The 720-nt window shown below is 33.2% G+C and carries 1 protein-coding gene; it reads right to left on the bottom strand.

Going from position 1 to position 720, the window contains the following annotated elements; translation table 11 throughout:
* Window positions 1-190: 190 nt before the first annotated feature.
* Window positions 191-655, bottom strand: a complete 465-nt coding sequence (gene cdd / locus DW981_RS14810; RefSeq protein WP_347474591.1) for a cytidine deaminase — start codon at window positions 653-655, stop codon at window positions 191-193.
* Between the last annotated feature and the right edge of the window lie 65 nt (window positions 656-720).

Genomic DNA, 720 nt, shown 5'->3' with positions numbered 1-720 from the left:
CCCTCAAGGATGGCGTCCATTATCAAAAACATAAATATCTGCAATTTTCAAGGTTCATTTGAGCCTATTTTTCTTCGGCTCGTTTTTCATAGCTTACTTGACACTATCTTTCATCATCTCTCTGTGTTTCTGTAAAACCTGTTTTTTTATCTTGTCCTACTCTTGCGCAATATTATTTGTTTTACTTACACTATTTTATATTTTCTGGTCCAAATCCTTTTGGCAGCAAATCCCTTAATAAGTATGTGATATCATTTTCACCATCTCCTAAAATCACCTCAAAATGATCCGGATCACAAAATTCCATCATGACCTGCAGACAAATTCCACAAGGTGGACATATTTGAAGTGCTCCATTTCGTTGTCCTCCCGCAATAGCAATTCTTGAAAAATGAGTTATTCCATCACTTACTGCTTTGAAAAAAGCTGTTCTCTCTGCACAATTGGTTGCTCCATAACTGGAGTTTTCAATGTTACACCCGGTAATATATTTTCCATCCGTACATTCTAAACATGCACCTACACAAAAATTCGAATAAGGTGCATATGATTTTTTTCTCATTTCTATTGCTATCTCCAACATTTCTTTTGCTGTCTTTTTTACCATTGCTCTCCTCCTTATTTTTATCAACAAATAATAAATTTCTCCTTGCATCATTATTCTTCTTTTATTCTAATGTATCATATAATTTCCATTTTAACACTAATTTTGTTATTTAT

Source organism: Clostridium sp. AM49-4BH (assembly GCF_003478335.1).
Taxonomy (GTDB): domain Bacteria; phylum Bacillota; class Clostridia; order Lachnospirales; family Lachnospiraceae; genus Butyribacter.
This window is presented reverse-complemented; position numbering and strand designations above follow the sequence as displayed.